Source organism: Pelagibacterium nitratireducens (assembly GCF_037044555.1).
Classification (GTDB): Bacteria; Pseudomonadota; Alphaproteobacteria; order Rhizobiales; family Devosiaceae; genus Pelagibacterium; species Pelagibacterium nitratireducens.
This window is the reverse complement of sequence record NZ_CP146275.1, coordinates 415,336-431,604: the sequence shown is the minus strand read 5'-3', so window position 1 is coordinate 431,604 and position 16,269 is coordinate 415,336. Positions and strand designations below refer to the sequence as shown.

General features: G+C 57.5%; 18 protein-coding genes and 2 pseudogenes. 7 read left to right on the top strand and 13 right to left on the bottom strand.

Annotated features, from left to right (window positions below):
- Nucleotides 1–102: 102 nt before the first annotated feature.
- Together V6617_RS02265 and V6617_RS02260 are read right to left on the bottom strand one after the other, a co-directional pair.
- Nucleotides 103–1,506 carry a M20/M25/M40 family metallo-hydrolase gene (locus V6617_RS02265; RefSeq protein ID WP_338608810.1) on the bottom strand — a complete coding sequence of 468 codons (1,404 nt, stop codon included), beginning with the start codon at nt 1,504–1,506 and terminating at the stop codon, nt 103–105.
- Nucleotides 1,507–1,637: 131 nt separating this feature from the next.
- Nucleotides 1,638–2,828 (bottom strand): trans-sulfuration enzyme family protein, encoded by a 1,191-nt coding sequence (locus V6617_RS02260; RefSeq protein ID WP_338608808.1) that lies wholly within the window; start codon nt 2,826–2,828, stop codon nt 1,638–1,640.
- Nucleotides 2,829–2,943: 115 nt separating this feature from the next.
- Here V6617_RS02260 and V6617_RS02255 point away from each other — a divergent pair, with 115 nt between their 5' ends.
- Nucleotides 2,944–3,822 (top strand): LysR substrate-binding domain-containing protein, encoded by an 879-nt coding sequence (locus tag V6617_RS02255; RefSeq protein ID WP_338608806.1) that lies wholly within the window; start codon nt 2,944–2,946, stop codon nt 3,820–3,822.
- Nucleotides 3,823–3,863: 41 nt separating this feature from the next.
- Here the strand turns inward: V6617_RS02255 and V6617_RS02250 are convergent, their stop codons facing one another.
- From V6617_RS02250 to V6617_RS02235, 4 genes are all read right to left on the bottom strand, one after another.
- The gene (locus tag V6617_RS02250) at nt 3,864–4,631 is read right to left on the bottom strand and encodes an amino acid ABC transporter ATP-binding protein (RefSeq protein WP_338608804.1); all 768 of its coding nucleotides are present in this window, start codon (nt 4,629–4,631) and stop codon (nt 3,864–3,866) included.
- Nucleotides 4,624–5,538, bottom strand: a complete 915-nt coding sequence (locus tag V6617_RS02245; RefSeq protein WP_338608802.1) for an amino acid ABC transporter permease — start codon at nt 5,536–5,538, stop codon at nt 4,624–4,626. The genes V6617_RS02250 and V6617_RS02245 overlap by 8 nt, the downstream gene beginning before the upstream one ends.
- Before the next feature lie 6 nt (nt 5,539–5,544).
- The gene (locus V6617_RS02240; protein ID WP_338608800.1) at nt 5,545–6,447 is read right to left on the bottom strand and encodes a transporter substrate-binding domain-containing protein; all 903 of its coding nucleotides are present in this window, start codon (nt 6,445–6,447) and stop codon (nt 5,545–5,547) included.
- A gap of 434 nt (nt 6,448–6,881) precedes the next feature.
- A complete protein-coding gene (locus V6617_RS02235; RefSeq protein WP_338610801.1) occupies nt 6,882–7,061 on the bottom strand; it encodes a LysR substrate-binding domain-containing protein in 180 nt (59 codons plus the stop codon).
- A gap of 305 nt (nt 7,062–7,366) precedes the next feature.
- On the opposite strand from V6617_RS02235, the pseudogene V6617_RS02230 reads away from it, so the two are divergent.
- Nucleotides 7,367–7,786: pseudogene (locus V6617_RS02230) on the top strand (transposase family protein); the annotation flags it as partial.
- On the opposite strand, the gene V6617_RS02225 reads toward V6617_RS02230, so the two are convergent.
- The gene (locus V6617_RS02225) at nt 7,741–8,199 is read right to left on the bottom strand and encodes a MerR family transcriptional regulator (protein WP_338610799.1); all 459 of its coding nucleotides are present in this window, start codon (nt 8,197–8,199) and stop codon (nt 7,741–7,743) included. The pseudogene V6617_RS02230 and the gene V6617_RS02225 overlap by 46 nt on opposite strands.
- A 28-nt stretch (nt 8,200–8,227) precedes the next feature.
- Here V6617_RS02225 and V6617_RS02220 point away from each other — a divergent pair.
- Nucleotides 8,228–8,970: pseudogene (locus V6617_RS02220) on the top strand (MauE/DoxX family redox-associated membrane protein).
- 236 nt (nt 8,971–9,206) lie between these two features.
- On the opposite strand, the gene V6617_RS02215 reads toward V6617_RS02220, so the two are convergent.
- Nucleotides 9,207–10,340, bottom strand: a complete 1,134-nt coding sequence (locus tag V6617_RS02215; RefSeq protein ID WP_422394840.1) for an HPP family protein — start codon at nt 10,338–10,340, stop codon at nt 9,207–9,209.
- 207 nt (nt 10,341–10,547) lie between these two features.
- Between V6617_RS02215 and V6617_RS02210 the strand changes: the two genes are divergently transcribed.
- Both V6617_RS02210 and V6617_RS02205 read left to right on the top strand, forming a co-directional pair.
- Entirely contained in the window at nt 10,548–10,754 is a 207-nt protein-coding gene (locus V6617_RS02210; RefSeq protein ID WP_338608798.1) for a DUF2945 domain-containing protein, read from the top strand.
- The gene (locus V6617_RS02205; RefSeq protein ID WP_338608797.1) at nt 10,751–11,299 is read left to right on the top strand and encodes a DUF488 domain-containing protein; all 549 of its coding nucleotides are present in this window, start codon (nt 10,751–10,753) and stop codon (nt 11,297–11,299) included. The genes V6617_RS02210 and V6617_RS02205 overlap by 4 nt, the downstream gene beginning before the upstream one ends.
- On the opposite strand, the gene V6617_RS02200 is transcribed toward V6617_RS02205, so the two are convergent.
- The 4 genes from V6617_RS02200 to V6617_RS02185 all read right to left on the bottom strand — a co-directional run bounded on the left by V6617_RS02200 (nt 11,296) and on the right by V6617_RS02185 (nt 14,333).
- On the bottom strand, nt 11,296–11,868 hold the full coding sequence (locus V6617_RS02200) for a uracil-DNA glycosylase family protein (protein WP_338608795.1): 573 nt from the start codon (nt 11,866–11,868) through the stop codon (nt 11,296–11,298). The two genes, V6617_RS02205 and V6617_RS02200, sit on opposite strands and share 4 nt — an antisense overlap.
- A gap of 109 nt (nt 11,869–11,977) precedes the next feature.
- Nucleotides 11,978–12,349 carry a DUF983 domain-containing protein gene (locus V6617_RS02195; RefSeq protein ID WP_338608793.1) on the bottom strand — a complete coding sequence of 124 codons (372 nt, stop codon included), beginning with the start codon at nt 12,347–12,349 and terminating at the stop codon, nt 11,978–11,980.
- A gap of 125 nt (nt 12,350–12,474) precedes the next feature.
- Nucleotides 12,475–13,914 carry a CopM family metallochaperone gene (gene copM / locus V6617_RS02190; protein WP_338608791.1) on the bottom strand — a complete coding sequence of 480 codons (1,440 nt, stop codon included), beginning with the start codon at nt 13,912–13,914 and terminating at the stop codon, nt 12,475–12,477.
- A gap of 8 nt (nt 13,915–13,922) precedes the next feature.
- Nucleotides 13,923–14,333 (bottom strand): group III truncated hemoglobin, encoded by a 411-nt coding sequence (locus V6617_RS02185; RefSeq protein WP_338608789.1) that lies wholly within the window; start codon nt 14,331–14,333, stop codon nt 13,923–13,925.
- A gap of 104 nt (nt 14,334–14,437) precedes the next feature.
- On the opposite strand from V6617_RS02185, the gene V6617_RS02180 reads away from it, so the two are divergent.
- The gene (locus V6617_RS02180; protein ID WP_338608788.1) at nt 14,438–14,890 is read left to right on the top strand and encodes an Rrf2 family transcriptional regulator; all 453 of its coding nucleotides are present in this window, start codon (nt 14,438–14,440) and stop codon (nt 14,888–14,890) included.
- A gap of 155 nt (nt 14,891–15,045) precedes the next feature.
- Entirely contained in the window at nt 15,046–15,324 is a 279-nt protein-coding gene (locus tag V6617_RS02175) for a DUF1971 domain-containing protein (RefSeq protein WP_338608786.1), read from the top strand.
- Between the two features lie 96 nt (nt 15,325–15,420).
- Here V6617_RS02175 and V6617_RS02170 read toward each other — a convergent pair whose 3' ends face one another.
- Nucleotides 15,421–15,798, bottom strand: coding sequence for a DUF309 domain-containing protein (locus tag V6617_RS02170; RefSeq protein WP_338608785.1), 378 nt, complete (start codon nt 15,796–15,798; stop codon nt 15,421–15,423).
- Between the last annotated feature and the right edge of the window lie 471 nt (nt 15,799–16,269).

Here is a 16,269-nt window from a genome sequence, read left to right as displayed (position 1 = left end):
TGTAACGGAGCTCGGGCAAGGACCAGAATGATAGCGAGCAGGCATGTACGCGCCGGCTGCAACCGGAAGGTGCTGGCAGTGTCAGTGGACGCGGCCAAACACTCAGTCAGCCGTGGTCCGCTCCTTGACAACTTCCTCGAAAATGCGCACCCAGCTTCGCGTCCCCCTCTGGAATCGCTCCACGTCATAATGCTCGTCCGGCGCGTGAATGGCGTCACTCGAGAGAATGAACCCTATAACAACACAGTCTAGTCCAAGAACTTGGCTAAGCTGTCCAACGAGTGGAATGGCCCCACCCGTGCCTTTCAGCACAGGAGGTGACTGCCATTCAGCCTCAAGGCCACGGGCGGCCGCCCTCAGAAACGGATTGGTCTCGGAAAGGCGAACCGCGGCGCTGCCGCCGGAGCCTTCAAATGCGACCTCACACCCAGAGGGAACACGCGAAGTAACGAACTTTCTGAAGCTGTCTCGGACCATCTGTGGATCCTGGTCGGCTACCAGCCGGAAAGAAAGGCGAGCGGACGCGGCCCCCGGCAACACCGAGCGTTCTCCCGGCCCCTGATTTCCACCGCTAATGCCATTGATGTCGACGGTGGGCCGCCCCCACATTGCTTCGATCGGCGTATAGCCGTCTTCGATGCCACCCCCAGCAAAGCTCACCCCCTCGCCCACATCCGCGCTCTCGGCGATCGAACGCCACTGCTCGCGCTGATGCTCTGAAATCTCTATCACCGCATCGTAGAATCCGTCCAAACTCACACGTCCCTGGTCATCGTGGAGCGCCGAAAGGATGGTGCTCAAAATACGGATCGGATTGGCGGCAACCGCTCCATAGTGGCCTGAATGCAGGTCAGGGTTTGGGGCGGAAATGGTGACCTTCTCATGAATTAGGCCCTTGAGCTGAGTTGTGATCGCCGGCTGTGTGGGCGACCACATATCGCTGTCACATATAAAGGCGACGTCGCATTGCAGGTCGTCTCGATATTGCTCGATGAACTCAGCAAGGCTTGGAGAACCCGTCTCCTCCTCGCCCTCGAGCATGATCACGATCTCCGCGGGAAAGGTGCCATATACCGATTTCCAAGCCCGCAGGGCCTCAATGAACGACCAGAGTTGGCTTTTGCTGTCGGATGCGCCACGGCCGTAGAACCTATGAACGCCATCCTCCTCTATTATCTCGGGCGCGAATGGATCGTGCGCCCAATCGTCAAGAGGAGTTACCGGCTGAACGTCATAGTGGCCGTAGAACAGCAGGCGCAAATCATCAATCCTCGGTCGTTCGGTGGAACGCGCCAAGACGACCGGATGACCTTTAGTTTCTGCAACAGTCGTAGTGAAGCCGATCTCCAGCAATTCACGGCGCAACCAGTCGGCTGCCTCCGCAATACCTGCCCTGCCGGATGCTTCGCTCGAGATCGAGGGTATCGCGACAAGGTCAAGCAATTTGCTCGTGGAGTCATCAAGATTTTCGTCAACTTCCGTGAGCACGAGGTCAATTTTTGACACGGCGCGACTCCTTTTAGTGGGAATGATTGGTGTGGGACCAGAATTGAATTGGGCGCTTCTGATTGATGCGAATCCAGAGAGGTCCTGGCATGCAAAGGTCGTCTCGATGGACCGCAATGATGATTAAATAATCACTGGGCGGCACTTGAGGCGCTGCTGTATTGCTCGAGCGCAGCAAGGAAACGCCGCAGATCTTCCCACAGCTCGGTTTCCTCCTCCAGACCTATGGAGACGCGCAACGTGATGTCCGGGCTCGTCCATTGCGTGACGCTGCGACTGCCACGCACCGGCATCGGAGCTACGAGGCTGCGCGTTCCTCCCCAAGAGGCGCCGATTGCGAAAAGGCCCAGGGAGTCGAGAGCGGGCCAGACGTGAGGGGCAACTTCTTCGGAAAATGTCAGCGTGAATACGCCGCTTGCGCCTAAAAAGTCCCGTTGAAAAAGCGCGTATCCAGGAGCGCCCGGAAGCGCGGGAAAAAGCACTTGGTCGATCATGGGATGGCCGACCAGCCGTTCGCAGAAGCGGCGGGCCACCGCCTCACTATGGCGCAGCCGCACGCCCAGCGTCTCGAGCCCTCGGAGCACAAGTGAGGCATCATCGGGCGATGCACCAATACCCATACGGCCGATCGCGCCTTTGATCGGGCCCGCCAGTTCGGGATCCCTGACTGAAATCGACCCCAGCAGAACATCGGAATGACCAGCAATGTACTTCGTCAGCGCCTCGGTGACGAGATCTGCACCCAACGCCAAGGGTTTCAGATTCAGCGGTGTCGCCCAGGTATTGTCGACCCCGAGAAGGGCACCGACCTGGTGCGCGATTTCAGCGGCGGCGGGAATATCCATCACTTCCATCGTCGTTGAACCCGGGCTCTCGCACCAAACGATGCGCGTTTCTGACCGCATCTTCTGTCGCAGATCATCGAGGTCCGTGGGATTGAAGAAGTCAACCGATACGCCCATGCGCGCCAGATCACTGAGCGCGAATTCGCGCATGGGTGGATAGACTGTGTCCGCCAGCACAATGTGTTGCCCTGCCCCGACCAAGGCCATCACAGCCAAGGCGTTCGCGGCTTGTCCCGACGGCACAAGGAACGTTCGTGAAGCCTGCTCCAGCCGCGACAGCTTCTCTTCCAATGTTCGGGTCGTAGGCGTGCCGTATAGTCCATAAGAATATCCCTTGTCGCCGCGGTCTCCCCTGCTGGCATATGCTGCCGCGTCGGCGAACACGATCGTGGAAGCGCGATGTACCCCCACGCCAACTGGATCGAAACCGTCGGTAGCGACACGCGGCGTGACGACACATTCAGTCAAATCACTCATTCGCATTGTTTCCTTCCCGCGCCGAAAAGGCGAGATTCAATTCGCTATAGTTATTGATGTTGTGTTTTGAATTCTGCATTCTTATTGATAGATCTCGTTTGGGAGGGATCTACTGATGAACCTGCGTCAGATCGAGGTGTTTCGCGCTGTGGTCACCAACGGCACCACCGCACGCGCGGCGGAGGTCCTGCGCATATCGCAGCCTGCGGTGAGCAAGATGATCCAGGAGTTGGAAAGAGCGATCGGTTTCCCGGTCTTTGATCGTATAAAGGGACGTCTGCGGCCAACAGCCGAAGGCCAGCTTTTCTTTCGGGAGATAGAGCAGGCGTTCACCGGACTGACAGAACTCCGTAGTGCAGCCGCCCGCATCCGTGATTTTGGCTCTGGCAAGCTGCGTATTGCCTGCCTTTCTGCCCTCTCCACCAATCTGGCGCCGCGGGCCCTCCATGGTTTTACAAAGCACCACCCCAACATAGCGATTACGCTCCAGACACGAACCTCGTCGGTTGCGCGAGATCTGGTCGCTTCGGGGCAATTCGACCTGGGAATTGTCGCCGATGAGATCGATACCACAGGTATAGATGTTCGCCCGTTCGCGAGTTTCCGGGTTGCTGTCGCAATGCCTGAGGACCACGAACTGACGGGATGCGACATTGTTCGCCCGGCGGACCTTGCGGGCCGCAGATTTATCGCTCTGTCTCCCGAGGATACCACTCGTCAGGAAGCGGAAGCCGCCTTTGAGCGCGCCAACGTCACACCACACATCATACTCGAAACTCCGTTTTCGACGACGATATGCGCTATGGTGGCAGAAGGCCTGGGTGTTGGACTGGTCAATCCGCTGACGGCCGAACCGTATCTGGGCCACGGACTGGTATTGCGCCCCTTCGAGCCCGAGTTGCACTTTCGTACCCTGCTGATATTGCCACCCCATCGCCCTCCGTCGCGTATTCTCACCGATTTCATTGCTGAACTGAAAAAGGTGCTCGGATGAAGCGGAAACGTTCGTGACTACTGATTTCACACAGCTCATTTTCAAAGAACCTTGGAGAGAAATGCTTTGGTGCGCGGATTTTTGGGGCTCTCCAGCATATCTTTTGGCACACCTTCTTCGACGATCACCCCATGATCCATGAAAACCAAATGATCGCCGACCTCGCGGGCAAAACCGATCTCGTGAGTGACGAGCATCATTGTCATGCCGCTGCGAGCAAGGTCCTTGATGACGTCAAGGACCTCACCGACGAGTTCGGGATCCAAAGCGGAGGTGGGTTCGTCGAAAAGCATCACCTCCGGGTCCATGGCCAATGCGCGGGCGATGGCTACGCGCTGCTGCTGGCCTCCCGAAAGCTGATTTGGGTAGCGATCGGCCAAACCCGCCAGTCCCACACGATCAAGGAGTTCCCGACCGCGCTCGATAGCCTTCGCTCGCGGTATGCGCCTCACCTGCGTCGGCCCCTCTGTCACATTCTGCAGGGCAGTCTTGTGTGGAAATAAATTGAACCGCTGAAATACCATCCCCGTTAATCGTCGCTGCTTGTCGATGCGACCGGGAGCGAGTTCGTGCAAACGCCCGTTGCGCTCCGCATAGCCTTGAAGCTCGCCGTTTATCCTCACCCGGCCTGCCGATATCTCCTCAATCTGGTTAATACAGCGCAGCAGTGTAGACTTGCCGGAACCCGACGGACCGATGGCAACGCAAACCTCCCCCTTGGCGATAGTGAGATCCACTCCACGTAGGGCATGGACTGTGCCGAAGAACTTGTGAATGCCCTCAAGTGAGACGGTCGGGGCATCAGACATGGCGTGTCTCAACATAATCCTGTCCCTTTCCGAAATGACGCTCGAGGTAGAATTGGCCGACCATCAGAACTGACGTGACGACCAAGTACCAAAAGGCCGCGACCATCAACATCGGCACTGGCAGATAAAGCCGGTTGGCGATGGCGTTGGTGGCAAACATCAAGTCGAGAGTGAACGGCACGGCGAGGACCAAGGAGGTGCCCTTAAGCATCCCGATGGTTTCATTGCCCGTCGGTGGAATGATCGTTCGCATCGCCTGCGGCATCAGGATGCGCCACCAGATTCGTGCGCGTGACATGCCTATTGCCTGAGCCGCCTCGGTCTGGCCACGGTCGATTGCCTTGAATCCAGCGCGGAAAATCTCTGCCAGGTAGGCGCTCTCGTTCAGACCTAGCCCGAGGAGCGCAGCAACCCCAGCGGTGATCACCCATTGTGTCGGCACACCGATGATTTCCGGACCGAAAGGAACCGATAGCGAAATGCGCGGGAAAAGAACGGCGACAAGACCCCAGAACAGCAGTTGTGTGTAAAGTGGGGTGCCGCGGAAAAACCATATCCACAGCCAGGCCAGCCCGCGGAAGATCGGGTTATCGCTCTCGCGCATAAGAACCAGCGAGATCGCACAGGCGATTGCCAGGGCCATCGCGGCGACAGTCAGAAACAGCGTCCAGCCGACCCCGCTGATCACCTGCGGCGCAAATAAATATTCTGCAAAGACGTCCCAGTGAAAGTTTGGGTTAACCACAGCACTGTGAGCAAACTGAAGAACGAATATCGATAGCAGGACAACGCCGATCCAACGCCCGGGATGCTTTCGTGGCACCACCTCATTGAGCGCCACGTCCTTGCTGTCATGCCGGGAAACAATCACATTTCCCGACATCATTTTTGATGAGTTGACTGACATGCTGGACTACTTGCCTGGATCCGGATTGACGAGCGCTTCGGAAACAGCGAACTGATCGACGCCCCACGTAGCGTAGATCTCTCCATAGATGCCGTTTTCTATCAGGTGATTGAGCGTGTCGGCGATCAGGTGAGTCAGTTCCATATTGTCTTTCGGCACCGCGATGCCATTGAGACCCCTTATCCCCATTGTGCCAACAGGCGAAAGCGTCTCGAGCGCATCCCCCGACTGCACCACTGCATAGGCCGCCGTGCCGCCGCCGGTCGCGGTCGCATCGGCTCCACCGACGGCGACTCTAGTGATCGCCTCGGTCTGGACAGAGAAGGGAAGTTTCTCGACTGGCTCATTGCCGGCAGCCTCACAGGCCGCGCTGTCCTCGTCCACATATTGTTCGTGGTAGCTTCCAGACTGGATAGCTACAGTGGTCCCGCAGTAATCGGCCGGATCAAAACCGGTGGGATTACCCGCGCGGACCACCCAAAGGCTTTGGGTATCGGCATAGCTGACGAAATTGACAGCGCCCATGCGCTCCCTGGTGATGGAGAATGCCGAAATACCAATATCAAAATTCGTGCCGAGAGCAGGCAAGATCGAGGCGAAGGGCGCAGTACGCGATTCATACTCCAGATCCAGCGTATAGGCGATTGCCTTGCCGAGATCGACGTCAATGCCCTCAGGAGTTTGGCCGTCAGGTCCGGCGAGATATTCCCACGGTGCATAGGCGTTGTCGGAGCCGATGATCAGTACACCGCGGTCACGTATCTCCTGCGGAACACGTTCTGCAAGCTCAGGGACGACGTCAACACCCGATAAATCGTAGGTTTGGGCAAATACTGGGCCCGCCGTGAAGATCGCTGTGGCTAGGAACAAGGCAGCAGGTGTCGAACTGGGTGGATATGGGTTGGTCATTCGCAGTTTCCCCTCATCAATGCGATGAACGCATCGGTAGTTGTTGGATGGAGCCGCGCCATTGAACGGTTCGGCAAAACCAACGCTATGAGGACTTAGCTATTTCGTCCAATACATAATTCTCGCCCTTCAATTCGTGCAGGTTATGCCCGAGCCGGCACATGATCGACTATTTGGCGGTAATCAGGACGACACATCCGCCCTGTTGGTTCTCACAGAGCGACCGGCCCACTTACCCAGGAGCGGAGTGCAGCGTCGGAGCAGTAGGGCACATGACTATCTCGGCAGCCTGATGGCATCTCCTCTGGTGCCCTGTGATCTGGGCCATCTAAGCTGCGTCTTCTATCGCTTCGCCAGCTCGGGCCGTCTCAGTCCGTGGAAATTTGAGAACGACAGCCACGCAGGCATGGACATCAAATCACAGTTCTACCGCGTCAAAGACTGTGGTGACCCAGGACAGCCCGGACGCGCGGCGACAACTGGCGGATCTGCGGATAATAGGCTCCCAATGGCAGAAGTGGTGGCGGCTGATCGGGCAGAACCTCGACCAGGACACCGCGCACCAGATCGTCTCTTAATTGGTATCGCGGCGCCTGGATCAGGCCGCAACCCATCCGTGTCAGATGGTGCGCCGTCTCCGCTTCGTGCGACGGCCTCGCCGCCCGCACGCTCGATATCCACTGCCGACAAACTACAGGGATACGCTTGTCCGACTGGAGGCGATCGCCATTGGACACGGCGCACGCCCTCCCGTTGGCCGCAGCTGGTTTGAAGAGGCCATATGGCTGGAGTGCAGAATACCTGACCATATGAGATGAAGACCTTTGATAATCAGTGATGTAAAATCGCTTGCAATACTGGCCCCCTCAGGGGGTTTTTTCGCTTCCAATACTGGGTCTGACTCACTTCTGCTGCAGACATCTGGTGCTTCGGTTCTTTTCGGAGGGAACCAACGAGGGATCAGAGATTTCGGCCATCCAGCCTTGTGCTGAGTGGTTTTGTTGTAGAGGACACCACAGTGTCTGGCGAACGCATCAGCGTCCGCGCTCGATTTGGAGCATCCCGTTGTGCGTGTCCGACGTGTGGCGCGGTGTCTCGACGGGTGCAAAGCCGATATTTTCGACGGATAGCTGATTTGCCGCTCGGTGGGCGTCGTGCAGTTTTGCAGATCTTGGTAAGGCGCTTCTGGTGCGATGCCGTCCTATGCGGTCGACGGATCTTCGCGGAACGCTTTGCGGATGGCGTTCTGGCACCGCGAGCGCGCCGAACTGAGCGGCTCGACCATATTGTTCATCATCTCGGTTTGGCGCTGGGTGGTCGACCCGGCACCAGCGAGGCGAGTATGGGACAAGGCCCGCTGCTGCCCTCGCCGCAGTCATGCGCCAGATTTCTAAGTGCATCCCGTGCGCGTTGAAGGTCGGCAATCTTGTCGTTGGGCGACCGAATGCGGCCTATGGCAAGCTCACGGGCACGGGCATGGGCATGGGCATGGTCTTGCTCGGCGTCGAGTTCGAGCCGCTCTTTGATCTCCTCCAGCGTAAATCCGGCCGATTGTGCCTGACGAATGAACCGAAGGCTGCGGACGTCTTCTGTGCCATAGTGACGAAAGCAGCCCTCGCGCGCTGGCTGCTGAAGCAGGCCCTTACGCTGGTAAAAACGGATGGTTTCCGCGCCCGCTTCACCGGCTGCAGCGAGTTTGCCGATTGTCAGTGGTTGAGGCACACGAAATGCTGGATCGACCCAACCCTTCATCGGCGGCAAAAAGGCGGTTATCTACCGCATGGTCATGCCGGGCCATACGTGCCCCTATGGCATCAAGGTCAAAGACCTTCTCAAGCGCTCAGGCTACGAGATCGAGGATCACCACCTTAGGACGCGCGAAGAAACGACGCTTTCAAGGAGCAGCACGGGGCCAACACCACGCCGCAGGTCTTCGTCGATGGCAAGCGGATCGGCGGCCATGACGATACTCGAAGGTTCCTGGGCAAGCAGGTTGCCGACCCCAAGGCAACCACCTATCGCCCCGTCATCGCGCTGTTTATTCTGACGGCGATGATGGCCATGGCGGCCAGCTATGCTGTGGGCGGTAATGCGGTGACGCTGCTCTCGGCTGAATGGTTCATCGCCTTCTCGATGGTCGTTCTGGCGCTTCTCAAGCTCCAGAACGTGGAGAGCTTTGCGACCATGTTCTTGAACTACGACCTGCTTGCCAAGCGCTGGGTACCCTACAGCTACATCTACCCTTACGCTGAAGGGCTCGCAGGCGTTCTGATGGTCGCGGGTGCCTTGACTTGGCTTTCGGTGCCCGTCGCCCTGTTCATAGGTACGGTGGGAGCTGTGTCAGTTTTCAAGGCGGTTTACATCGATAAGCGTGAACTCAAATGCGCCTGCGTGGGCGGGTCTAGCAATGTCCCGCTGGGCTTCATCTCGTTGACCGAGAATCTGATGATGATCGCCATGGCGGTATGGATGGGCCTTTCCTCGATTGGCGTCATTCCTACCGTTGCATCGCACGCGGTGTAAGAAGATTTGGCAATGACGACCACCAACGAACGGGCCGAGACGCGCCCCTTCGGTCCATCCGCCCTGGCCGGCGTCACGGCGTAGTTGATGCTGGTGCTTGATGGTTCCATCGCCAACACCGCCCTGCCCGCGCTGCAGAATGAATGAGGTTCCTTAGTCCCCACCTGCGATCCATATCCACCGCGACCCTTCTTCATAGTGGACGAACATGACGTCAGGTGGTAAAGGCCGGTTCTTCAGGCTTGGACCGAGGATAAGCTGGCATCCCGTGTTGGTTGTGGCTGCTCAGCAAATTCCACCGCTCGTTCGAAACCGGACCTGAACAAACCGGCTAAAAGATTGGCCTGCGAAACTATCCCCACCACACGGTTGCCGGTATCGACGATCGGAATCTGGTGCAGACCCTGATCCACCATTGGTGAAACCAGCTTCGACACCAATGTTTCGGGCAAAGCAGATTGCACGTTGCGGGTCATGAGGTCATGTGCGCGCAATGTTTGAAACCTGACCGGCCATTTTTTGACCTGGCCGCGTTGATCGACCAGGTGGGCAGCAAAAAAGTCGGTTCTGGAAATGATGCCGACAAGTTTGCCGTGCGTATCCACAACCGGTATGGCCCGCAGCTCGGACCGCTGCATCAAGCTCCATATCGTGCGGACGGGGGTTGTCGGCAAGACCGTCGCGGCGACCGGCGACATGATCGCGCGGCATGCCAGTTGTCCCCCGCTCCGCTGAAACACGCGGATCTGCGCTTGTTCGAGAAGATGCTCGAGCACCTCGGGGGCGACGTTGACGATCTCGTCATATTGCCGGAGCACGGCTTCAACATCAGTCGGCTGTACATCGAGCAAACCAGCGCGAGCGCTGTCGTCGGCGCCTTTCACAGGTACGGCCGTATAGATCCGTCCGGTCAGGCGGTTGAAAGCCATGGCTGCGATCACCAGCACGAGTGAATTGATCGCGACGGGCCAGAACACGAAGCCGTAACCGAGTTCGAGCACCGCGGGCCCACCCAGAACGGCCGTCAGGGCCACCGCCCCACTCGGAGGATGGAGGCTGTGGGTGGCCAGCATCGCACTGATTGCAAGGCTGAGCGCCAATGCCGCGGCAAGAATTGGATCGCCGACAAGTCCGGCAATGGTCACACCGATCGCTGCTGCAATGCAATTTCCTGCCAATATCGACCAGGGCTGAGCCAAGGGGCTCGAGGGCGCAGCAAACAAGAGCACTGCCGAGGCGCCCATGGGGGCGATCAGCATGGGCGCAACACTTGCTTCGCCCATGGCTGCTCGGGTGATCAACCCCGTAATCAGAATCCCAACGAGCGCACCCAAAGTGGCGCGTGAGGCTTCAACAAGGCTGACCCGCACAAGGCGCGGGCGGAGTGCTGCAACAAGGGAAAGTGACACTGGTAGATAGGGTCCTGACGAATAGGGGGCAAACCTAAACGCCAGCGCCATCCTCCACAACGAAGCGAAACCCAAACTCTTTCCGGAAATTGAAAAATTGCGCCTTTGCCGCGCCGTTTCTTGGAACGGCTCGCACGCTCAAAAGTTCGTTCGACACGGAGGTGTGCCATGAGCAAATTCAAAGTTGGCGATCATGTGAAATGGAATTCGGAAGCGGGATGGGTCAGTGGCACCATCACAAAGGTTCGTGTGAAAGATTTCAGTTACAAGGGCCACACGCGGCGCGCCTCACCAGACGAGCCTCCATATGAGATCGACAGCGACCGGACCGATCACGTGGCTGCGCACAAGGAAGATGCGCTCATAAAGGCATGAGCAAATCGCGTCCCGCTATCTTCACTGTCGGCCATTCCAACCACAGTCTTGAGACATTCATCGCCATGCTCGGTGCCGCAAGGGTTGATGCCATCGTGGACGTTCGCACGTTTCCTCGGTCGCGAACCAATCCCCAGTTCAATATCGACACGCTGCCGCACGATCTTTCCCAATACCAGATCGGCTACAGCCATTGGCCCGATCTCGGCGGCCGGCGCAACAAGCAAAACAACGTACCCACCGACACCAATGCCCTTTGGAACAATCGCAGCTTTCACAACTACGCCGACTACGCGCTCACACCTCAGTTCCAGACCGATCTTCACCGTCTGATCGCGTTCGCATCCCACCAGCGTCCCGCTCTCATGTGCTCGGAAGCTGTGTGGTGGCGCTGCCATCGCCGCATCATTGCTGACTACCTCATCGCGCGAGATATCGAGGTGCTCCACATCATGGGCGAGGGCAAGATCTCGGAAGCGAAATTGACGCCGGGCGCCAATTTGGGCGACGATAACTGCGTCACTTATCCTCAAACAAAATCCTAGTCGTCGAGCGTGCTGGCCACAGCCCTACGCAGGGTTGGCAGCACATCGGATACAAACCAGGGGTTTTTGCGCATCCATGCCACAACCCGCCAGCTCGGATGCGGGAGCGCCCAAACGGCGCTTGCCCGGTCGAACGCTTTCACAGTTTCGGTCATGGATCGTTTGCCTCCGTGCAGATAGCCCCTTTGCGCATGGCTACCCACCAGCAGTGTCAGACGTATTTCAGGCAAGCTGGCAAGCAGACGGTGGTGCCACGTCGGGGCACATCGCTTCATTGGCCGGGCATCACCACTGCCGCTTTTGCTCACGCCGGGATAGCAGAACCCCATCGGCACGATGGCGATCCGGGACGGATCGTAAAACACCGCGGGACTGATATCGAGCCATGAACGCAAGCGATCGCCACTCGCGTCATTCCAGGGTATGCCGCTCTCATGCACCTTTCGGCCCGGCGCCTGCCCGATGATCAGCAGTCTGGCCGTGCGATCCGCCTGGACCACCGGACGCGGCCCAAGCGGCAGCTCCTTCGCGCATAGTTGGCAGGCGCGTATTTCGCTCATCAAATGCATGAAATAAGCCAGGATAGAATGCTCAAAAAGCCCGTCACAGTATGGCGGTCAACCCGGAAGTGATGCCGCGAGATTGGGGCGATTTTATCGAAACGCCCTGCAAGACGAATTAGCCGATCCGCTGGTCCGCCCGGCTTTCTTCGGCTTTGCTGCGATACTGCAGCGCGACGAGCCAGCCTTTGATGGGACGGAGCGGGGGAATACATGTCAGCAACAACAGAGGCAGTGTCGTCACCAGATGCACCCAGATGGGCGCTCGGAACGCCACCTCAAGCCAGAGACCAAAAACGACGACTGGGACACATCCGATCATCATGACAAAAAACGCAGGTCCGTCAGCGGGATCAGCAAAACCATAGTCCAACCCACAGACCTCGCATTGTTTGCGCAGTGTGAGAAAGCCGTAAAAGAGATGCCCCTCTCCACAATGGGGACACTTCCCCAACAGGCCAGTTTTCCAGATAGGCATGTCATTGTTCATAGCGTTCACTTCTCTATGCTGTTCTCGCTTGAGCCGACCGAGGCGGTCGGCCCGATAACGATCTTGCTAGTCACCCAGCGGCTTGCGTGAGGGCGGTTCTTTCACATGATCGGGAGTTGTCCCCCTCACAATTGCCCGCCCGCGCGGATCGCCAACCATCGGCGCATCTGCTCGATTTCGATCTGCTGTTCATCAATGACATGCTGGGCCAGAGCGCGCACCTCGCGATCACTGCCGTATTCAAGCACCACCTCGGCCATGTCGATGGCACCCTGATGGTGTGGGATCATGCCCTGCATAAACGCGATATCGGGATCGGGATGCTGCATTCCCTCCATCATTGGCCCATGCATGATGTCCATCGTCGCCATGAATGCTGCCATAGCCTCGGGGCTGTTCACGAACGGCTCTCCCGTCTGCCCATGGGGATTTTCTGCATTTGGGGTGTGCGTGGTCATGTCTGTAATTTGACTCCTCGGCCCGCTGTCCGCGCCGTAAAGTGTCAGGTGCAAACCCCAGTAGCCCGTAACGAAAATGACGATGACGGCACCGAGAGCGACAGGAACACCGGCGACGGCGCGTCGTATGGCAGGCAGGAAATGAAGCTCGCGTGTGTGATCGGCTGCAATTGCCACGATGATCGCCATGATCAGGGCATGCCCCACAAGATCGATCCGCCCGAAGGGATACACCGCAGCATTGAAGATGATGAACAGCGCAACCGCTGAGAGACGCCGCACCAGAGGCGTCCACAGCAGGCCAAAGCCCATGGTAAACTCGGCCACGCCCGCCATCGGGATAAACACGTCTCGCGGCATGCCGAACGTGAGGAACGGTTTTTCGGCCACAAGCGGATAGAACCATTCAGGATAGGCGAACTTTTCAAGGCTCGACCACATCAATGCGATGGCTACACCCCAACGCAAGACCTCGAAGCGGTGCTTGCGCCACTCTTCATTTCTCGATGCTGCCAGGACAAGATACGCCGCGACCGCAACGCCAAGCGCAAGATAGTCCAGCAAATGGAACAGATCGTAATCGCGCAGCGCCAACACCCAGAGAATAATGATGCCCGCTGCCGAGAACGGCATAGTACGCTTCGAAAAGACCCCAAAAGCAATCAGCAATTGCAGCCAGGACACCCATTCCGCTGGGGTTTGAAGATCGGGCGTCAGATAGACGCCGCCAACGGCAAAGGTCGCGACAAAAAAAGCCCCGATGACGACGCGAATAAAGTCATCAAGTCGAAACCATAGCGGATCAGAGACGCGGTCCATCGCCGAAAGCGTCGCTTCGCCGGCCGGGCGGGTTTCAAACACTCTGGTAGCGACAAAAAATACAAGCACCAGTCCAATCGCGAGCCAAAACCATCCATTGGTGATGGTGTCCATCAGAGGCGCCGGAGATGCTTCGACGATATAGGGCGCGAACCATTTTACATGCGCCTGGGCAGTCGTGGACCACGCTCCCAGGGTAAGTGCGCCGCCCACAGCCATAGGCAAACGCCAGTAGGTATCATGACGGTGACGGAAGTTTTGATCGGCGTGGCCAGATTGGGCAGTCATAATCGCCTCTAGTGTTGTCCAGGGTGAACAGGCAAAGACGCGCCGAGCGGCGCGCCAGGGTCGGGCTGAGATAGCAGTCCCGCCATCAGGCTCCGGGCAATCCGTTGAGCCTTGAATTCCAGTTGAGCGGCAATGTCCTCGGAAAAATTATCTCTGGCCGTCTGGCTCCAAAGGTCCAACCAGCGCGCAAAGAGATCGGGCGTAAGCTGATGAGCGAACGGCAAATGCGCGCGATAGGGATTCCCCTTGTATCGGCCAGAGGTCAAAACGATCGAGGACCAGAAATCGCCCAGCCGATCCACATGTGTATCCCAATCCTTGACATGCTCAGCGAAAATCGGTGCCAGAAGCTCGTCAGCCCGTATGCGGTCGTAGAACTGCTCCACTTGCCTGCGCAATGTCAGTTCACTCAGCGGCATCGGACACACTCCAGACTTAAACATGTTGAATTGATACATGTATCAGGATTGCAAAACATGCAACAAAAATGCATGTATAAGCCTGCGACATTTTGGAGAGCGTTATGCGCCTGACCCTGCACACCGACTATGCCCTCAGGGTTATGATCTTTCTGACCCAGCACCCCGATCGGCTCTGTTCAATATCGGAAATGGCGCGAGCCTATGGTATTTCGCAAAACCACCTCATGAAAGTGGCCCATGCCTTGGTCAAGGCTGAGTTCGTTGCAAGCGTGCGGGGCCGAAACGGCGGACTGCGTCTTGCGCGTCCAGCCCAGGACATCTCTGTGGGTGTCGTCGTTCGTCAAATGGAAGATGGCTTCGATTTGGTCGACTGCAGCGTCTGCGTAGTGGCACGCGGCTGCGGTCTCCGGGGACTTTTGGGTAAAGCGACAGGCGCGTTTTTGGCCGTCCTCGATAGCTGCTCACTTGCCGATCTGGATCATGGCTCGGGCTTGTTCGACTTCATGTTTCCTGGTCAACACGATCAGAACACGGAGGCCGCAACAGAGAGATAGCAGGCATCGGGGCGTCGGATATCGCTGACTCGACCACCAAGCATGCTTAGGAGAGAACGTATGGGCGAAGACAATACCGGAACGAGACATTTGCTTGCCATCAAAGCCGCAGAGCATATGTCCGACCTTATGGATCGGCAGAGCGTTTCAAGTCGATGACCCCATCTCCCGTTCCTTACAAAACCACAATAGTCTTCGATGAGAACACGCTTCCGGCGGGTTTTCGCAAGGAGCACAAGACGAAAGCCGGCGTCTGGGGCGTGATCAGGGTGCTAGAGGGTCAGTTGCGCTATCAGGTCCTCGCACCTGCTTCAGATACCGTGCTTGAACCCGGCATCATTGGGCTGATCCTGCCTGAGCAGCCTCATCGTGTAGAGCCTATCGGACGAATGCGCATGCTGGTTGAGTTCTACAATCAACTGCCTGCCGTTTAGCATTGCAGGGAAACCAAAAATGCGACAACGCTGCTCGTTCTGGGTCTTCAGGAATAGGTGGTATTCTGTCGATGAGTGACCATTGCGCCAGAGAGCTCAAGTTGGAAGTGTCGGCTGGAGAAAAATGTCGAGACCAATTCGGTTGCGGAAGGGCCAAACAAGGCTGCATTCGGCTCGCGCCAAGCTCGCCAGCACCTGGGGAGACATGCCGATAGCAGGCGTGAATATGTCTGCGTTCAGCCCGTCCAGGAGCGATGCTGCGCGATCAAGATGGCGCCGCATAGGCCCATGTTTGCCCTCCCGCACTTTCACGCCAGCCGCTGCCAGCAAGATGATGGCCTTCAAGAAAGCCCACTCTTCAGAAGTGCGGCTAACGTGTTGCCAGAATGGCTCCCAAGCCTCATGCGCCTCCCAATAGTAGCAATTGTTGAAAAGATCCACACCCCACAGAAACTGCTCTGGCAGGCTCGTCATGCACCACGCAAGCGGCTCGTCGGTAGCGCTGAAGCTGTGGCCATCCGGGTGCCGGACCGGATGCGGAAGTCCGCTACCTGGCAGGTACGCATATTTCGGAAACCGACGGTCTGGGCGATACCTCGGCTTCTCTGCTTTTGGAAACCGGAGGTCAGACAATTGACGAGTTAAATCGGCCCATTATCGATTACCTCCGGCCCGAGATCGGGAACATGTTGGCGACCCATCGCAGCTACCTACGATCGAGGACAAATTCCTACAAACACGTAGGGCAGTACAACCCCGGAACATGTCGTCATCTCAGGTATGCCTGGTCAGCCAATCGTTCGATTGCCTTTGTGGAGAGAAGGCGCCGACGCCATCAGCCATTCAATTTCAAGTCAATTTTGCTGGAGAGTTTGCGTATGCTGGGCCGACAGTGTGGACAACAATCCGGTCGTTTGCACTCCCCCCCTAGCCCAACGTACATCG